The sequence below is a fragment of the Lactiplantibacillus sp. C232 genome, from assembly GCF_023806725.1.
Taxonomy (GTDB): Bacteria; Bacillota; Bacilli; order Lactobacillales; family Lactobacillaceae; genus Lactiplantibacillus; species Lactiplantibacillus plantarum.
On sequence record NZ_JAMSKZ010000056.1, the window covers coordinates 1 to 318 of the forward strand.

General features: G+C 42.1%; 1 protein-coding gene and 1 pseudogene. Both read left to right on the top strand.

Features of this window, described 5'->3' with window-relative positions; translation table 11 throughout:
* Nucleotides 1-195: recombination system host exonuclease inhibitor (locus MZO41_RS16590; RefSeq protein WP_368049738.1), on the top strand; the 195-nt coding region annotated here is incomplete at its 5' end.
* Nucleotides 196-197: 2 nt separating this feature from the next.
* Nucleotides 198-318: pseudogene (locus MZO41_RS16595) on the top strand (recombinase RecT); the annotation flags it as partial.

Genomic DNA, 318 nt, shown 5'->3' on the forward strand with positions numbered 1-318 from the left:
AGTGGGTTATGTATCGTCACTTTCGGGTCAACGAATGTTGACATTCCGTATCCGGATCAAGGCACTGAACCGAATTGGCAATGGCTAATTGATGTATTTGGTGAAGCCAGAATGTGGGACGAGTTACTGGTACATGTCGATACAGCTACCATGATGGAGCGCCTAGGCTATCACTGGGTGTCAGAGGAGGAATAAGCATGAGTAATGAGTTAGTTACGATGGTTAATAACAATATTGAGGATATGAAGAAGAATGAAGGCTTGTCATTACCACCTGATTATTCAGTAGGGAATGCATTAAACAGTGCTTACTTGATTT